The following is a 5,365-nucleotide window of genomic DNA, read 5'->3' as shown; positions in this document are numbered from 1 at the left end:
CTGCGGGTGCCGGTGGCGTGGCGCCGTGAAACGTGCCGGTGTCGTGCTGCGCGGCCGTTTCACCGGACTCTGCTGTCGTGGGCAGGTGCAGGACCATCGTCGTGCCGCCGCCGGGCGTGTCGTCGATGGTGAGCGACGCGTTGATGGCATCAGCGAATCCCCGGGCGACGGCGAGGCCAAGCCCGATGCCGTCGCTCGAGTGGCCGTCACCGATGCGCTGGAAAGGTTCGAAGATGCGGTCGCGGTCGCCCGCGGCGATCCCTTCGCCGCGGTCGACGACCCGCAGGTCCACGCCGCTGGGGATCTCGCCGGCGACGACGCGAACGGCGGTCCCGGGCGGCGACCACTTCACCGCGTTCGACAGCAGGTTGGCGATGATGCGCTCGAGCAACCCGGGGTCGGTGTGCACCCGCGGTAGCGACTCGGGCACGCTGACATCAAGGCGACGCTGGTTGTCTCCAAGCGACCGCATGGCGGCGGGCACGATCTCGTCGAGCCCGACCGGCACGGTGATGGGGTCGAGGGCGCCGCTGTGGATGCGGCTCATGTCCAGCAGGTTGCCGACGAGACGGTTGAGCCGGTCGGTCTCCTCGACGATGGTCTGGACGAACTCGTCGTGGTCGGCCCGTGTGAGGTGGACATCGGTCTGTTGGAGGCTGGTCGCGGCGGCCTTCATCGCCGCGAGCGGGGTCCGTAGGTCGTGGGAGACTGCGGCGAGCAGGGCTGCGCGCAGCTCGTTGGCCTGCTGGAGTTCGCCCGCGGTCGCGGCGACACGGGCGAGGGTTCGGCTCTCGAGGGCGACGCCGAGCTGTGCGGCGAATGCGGTGAGCACACGTCGATCCTCGGCCACCGTGCGGGAGCCGCTGAGGACCAGTACGTGGTCAGGCGGGATCGTGATGGTGTCGGAGCCTTCTTCGGGAGCGGTCGGTGGATCGGCGCCCGACGATGCCTCGGTGGTCCAGCCGCCGTCCGTAACTGAGCGGAGCAGCGTGATGCTGTGCAGCTGGAGCGCGGTCCTGATGTGGTCGACCAGCTGTTCCAGTGGCCGGTCGCTGTCCAATAGCACTCGGGCGAGGTCGCTCAGTGCCGCCGCCTCCGCGGTCGCGCGGGTCGCCTCGGCTGCCCGCCGCGCCGCGATGTCGACCAGCAGGCTGACGATCCCGCTGACGACGACGAACACCACAAGTGCCAGGACCACACGGGTGTCGGCCACCACCCACGTCCGCAGCGGGTCGGTGAAGTAGTAGTCGGTGATGGCGATCGCCGCCAGCGCGGTCGTCAGCCCCGCGGCCAGCCCGCCCACCGCGGACGCGATGACGGTGAGGCCGAGATAGAGCAGCATCACGCTGGCCAGCTCCAGCCCCCGCTGGGATGGAATGAGGAACGCGCTGAGCGCGGCGGTGCCGACGGCCCCAACCGCGAAGCCGAGAAGCCGGCGGCGACGTGACAACGCACGGTGCCGGGGGTGGCGCCACAGCCGGAGTGGCTCACCGTCGGACCCGTCGGATGAGATGACGTGGACGTCGACGCTGCCTGCGCCACGGATGACGCGGTTGATGACGGATCCGCCGATCAGCTCCTGCCATCGTGACCGGCGTGTGGCGCCGAGCACAAGCTGAGTGATTTCTTCGGAGTGCGCTGTGGCCAGCAGTGCGTCGGCCGGGTCGTCGCCGACGATCTCCAGATAGATGCCACCGAGTTGTTCGATGAGCGCCCGCTGGTCTTCGAGGTGGGGTCCCGTCGTGCGGGCCAGCCCGTCCTGGGGGATCACGTGGACGGCGACGAGCTCGCCGTGGGTGCGCGCAGCGAGGCGCGCGGCGCGGCGGATGACGTGGTCGGCGTTGGGCGCGCCGGTCAACGCCACGAGGACGCGTTCGCGGGTCTCCCAGGTCTCTCCGATGTCGTGGTCGCGTTTGTACTGGTCGAGCGCCTCGTCGACGCGGTCGGCCAGCCACAGCAGCGCGAGTTCCCGCAGGGCGCCGAGGTTGCCGGGTCGGAAGAAGTTGCCGAGCGCTGCGTCGATCTTGGACGCGTCGTAGATGAGGCCCCGCGCGAGCCGGCGGCGAACCGACTCCGGTGGCAGGTCCACCAGATCGATCTGATCGGCTGACCGCACCCGCACGTCGGGAACCGTCTCGCGCTGTTTGATTCCGGTGATCTGTTCGACGACGTCGTTGAGCGACTCGAGGTGCTGGATGTTGACTGTCGAGACGACGTCGATGCCGGCGTCGAGCAGTTCGTCGATGTCCTGCCACCGCTTGGTGTTGCGGCTGCCCGGGATGTTGGTGTGGGCGTATTCGTCGACGAGCGCAACGTCGGGCGCTCTGGTGAGGACGGCGTCGACGTCCATCTCGGAGAACGTCGCGCCGCGGTGCTCGATGGTGCGCCGCGGGATGATCTCCAGGTCGCCGATCTGGTCGGCGGTGGGCTGACGGCCGTGTGTCTCGAGGAATCCGATCACGACGTCGCGGCCGCGGTGCAGCTCACGGTTGCCGTACTGCAGCATCTCGAAGGTCTTGCCGACGCCCGGTGCGGCGCCGAGGAAGATGCGCAGGGTTCCGCGTGCCACGTGCCTGCCTATGTCAGGGCGTCGAGCGCCAGATTGAGCTCGACGACGTTGACCCGCTCCTCGCCCAGGATGCCGAACGTCGACGCTGTCGTGTGCCGCTCGATGAGATCGCGTACCCGATCTGCGTCGAGGCCGCGGGCGGTCGCGACGCGCGCCGCCTGCCGCGAGGCGTTGGCGGGCGTGATCTCGGGGTCGAGCCCGGAGCCGGATGCCGTCACGGCGTCGACGGGGACATGTGTGTCGTCGGGCAGACCGTTGGTTTCACGGTAGACAGCGACGCGCTGCTCGACGAGTGCGAGGAACGTCTCGTTCGTCGGTCCGTCGTTGGAGCCGCTGGTCGCGCTGGCGTCGTAGCCGACGTCGCCGGCTGCGGACGGTCGCGTGTGGAAGTAGCGGTCGGCGGTGAAGACCTGGCCCTGCAGCGACGAGCCGACGATCTCGCCATCGCGGCGCAGCAACGAGCCGTCGGCCTCGTCAGTGAACAGCGCGTGCGCGAGGCCGGTGACCACCAGCGGGTACGCCAGGCCGGTGAGCACGGTCATGACGAGGATCATCCGCAGTGCGGGGAGGAGTTGTCGGCGCATGGTCAGCCCATTCCCAGGCCCGAGACGACGAGGTCGATCGCCTTGATCCCGACGAACGGCACGGTCAGGCCGCCGAGTCCGTAGATCGCCAGGTTGCGGCGCAGCACCGTGGCCGCGCTGGCCGGCCGGAAGCGCACGCCGCGCAGCGCCAGCGGGATCAGGGCGATGATGATCAGGGCGTTGAAGATCACCGCGGACAGGATCGCCGAGCGCGGGCTCTCGAGCCCCATGACGTTGAGGCGGTCGAGCTGGGGGTAGACGCCGACGAACATCGCGGGGATGATCGCGAAGTACTTGGCGACGTCGTTGGCGATCGAGAACGTGGTCAGCGAGCCGCGGGTGATCAGCAGCTGCTTGCCGATCTCGACGATCTCGATGAGCTTGGTCGGGTTCGAGTCGAGGTCGACCATGTTGCCGGCCTCCTTGGCGGCCTGGGTGCCCGTGTTCATCGCCACACCGACGTCGGCCTGCGCCAGCGCCGGTGCGTCGTTGGTGCCGTCGCCGGTCATCGCGACGAGCTTGCCGTCGGCCTGCTCAGCGCGGATCAGGCGCATCTTGTCCTCGGGTGTCGCCTCGGCGAGGAAGTCGTCGACGCCGGCCTCGTCGGCGATCGCGGCGGCCGTCCTGGGGTTGTCGCCGGTGATCATGACGGTGCGGATGCCCAGCGCCCGCAGCTGATCGAAGCGTTGCGTCATCCCGCCCTTGACGATGTCCTTGAGGTGGATCACGCCGTGGATCGTGGCCGACCCGTCGCGGCGCTCGGCGACCGCCAGTGGTGTGCCTCCCGCCTCGGCGACGCGGTTGACGACCTCCTCGAAGCGATCGGGCACCTCGCCGCCGGCGTCGGCGACCCACCGGCTGATCGCGTCGGTCGCGCCCTTGCGGACCTGGCGGCCGTTCTGGTCGAACCCGCTCATGCGGGTCTCGGCGGTGAACGGGACGAGCTGAACGCCGTCGAGGCTGCGTTCACGCAGCCCGTAGCGCTGCTTGGCGAGCACGACGATGGAGCGGCCTTCCGGCGTCTGGTCGGACAGGCTCGACAGCTGGGCGACGTCGGCGAGCTCGTCCTCGGACGTCGCTCCGAGCGGGATGAGCTCGTCCGCCTGCCGGTCGCCGATGGTGATGGTGCCGGTCTTGTCCAGCAGTAGGGTGTTGCAATCGCCGGCGGCCTCCACCGCGCGGCCGCTCATCGCCAGCACGTTCCGCTGCACGAGGCGGTCCATGCCGGCGATCCCGATCGCCGACAGCAGCGCGCCGATGGTGGTGGGGATCAGGCACACCAGCAGGGCCAGCAGCACCGTGAGCGTCTGCTCTTCTCCGGAGTAGATCGCGAACGGCTGAAGGGTCACGACGACGAGCAGGAAGACGATCGTCAGCCCTGCCAGGAGGATCGACAGCGCGATCTCGTTAGGGGTCTTCTGCCGGGATGCACCCTCCACCAGACCGATCATCCGGTCCAGGAACGACTCGCCCGGTGCGGCGGTGATGCGCACGACGATCTCGTCGGACAACACCTTCGTCCCGCCGGTGACCGCGGACCGGTCGCCGCCGGACTCGCGTATCACCGGCGCGCTCTCGCCGGTCACAGCCGACTCGTCGACGCTGGCCACGCCCTCGATCACATCGCCGTCGCCGGGGATGATCTCACCCGCGCCGACGACCACGACATCGCCCACCGCCAGCTGCGTGCTGGGCGCCTCCTCGACGGCGCCCGTGTCAGTGCGACGGCGCGCGGTCGTCTCGGACCGGGTCTTCCGCAAGGTCGCGGCCTGGGCCTTGCCGCGCCCCTCGGCCATCGCTTCCGCGAAGTTCGCGAACAGCACCGTGAACCACAGCCACGCCGCCACGAGACCGGCGAACACGCTCTGCCCGGCCGTGGCGGACGGCAGGTCGCGGAGGAACAGCAGCGTCACGATGACGCTGCCGACCTCGACGACGAACATCACCGGATTGCGAACCAGCGTCCGAGGATCGAGCTTGCGGACGCTGTCACGCAACGCCAGCACGACGATCCGCTGATCGAATGTTGCCGTGGGCTTCCGTGCCATCGCATCCCTGCCTAGAGGATCACGTGCTCGGCGATCGGGCCGAGCGACAGGACCGGGAAGTACGTCAGACCCACGAGGATGAGGGTCACGCCGAGCAGGAGGATCCCGAACGTGGCACCGTCGGTCGGGAAGGTGCCGGTCGACGCGGGCACCGGCTGCTTGCG

The 5,365-nt window shown here is 69.4% G+C and carries 3 protein-coding genes; all 3 read right to left on the bottom strand.

What is annotated here, in order from left to right; translation table 11 throughout:
* A partial coding sequence (locus VFZ70_01020; protein HEX6254368.1) for an ATP-binding protein occupies positions 1–2,569 on the bottom strand: 2,569 nt, incomplete at its 3' end.
* Between the two features lie 8 nt (positions 2,570–2,577).
* Positions 2,578–3,153, bottom strand: a complete 576-nt coding sequence (gene kdpC, locus VFZ70_01015; protein HEX6254367.1) for a K(+)-transporting ATPase subunit C — start codon at positions 3,151–3,153, stop codon at positions 2,578–2,580.
* Between the two features lie 2 nt (positions 3,154–3,155).
* Positions 3,156–5,201 carry a potassium-transporting ATPase subunit KdpB gene (kdpB, locus tag VFZ70_01010; GenBank protein HEX6254366.1) on the bottom strand — a complete coding sequence of 682 codons (2,046 nt, stop codon included), beginning with the start codon at positions 5,199–5,201 and terminating at the stop codon, positions 3,156–3,158.
* Positions 5,202–5,365 lie beyond the last annotated feature (164 nt).

This window comes from Euzebyales bacterium (assembly GCA_036374135.1).
Taxonomy (GTDB): Bacteria; Actinomycetota; Nitriliruptoria; order Euzebyales; family JAHELV01; genus JAHELV01.
The sequence above is the reverse complement of the archived record's forward strand: the minus strand, read 5'-3'. Positions and strand labels throughout refer to the sequence as shown.

What these genes read in the sequence shown, in the direction of transcription:
- kdpB (HEX6254366.1), bottom strand. Translation starts at nt 5,201, where the DNA reads ATGGCACGGAAGCCCACGGCAACATTCGATCAGCGGATCGTCGTGCTG.
- kdpC (HEX6254367.1), bottom strand. Translation starts at nt 3,153, where the DNA reads ATGCGCCGACAACTCCTCCCCGCACTGCGGATGATCCTCGTCATGACC.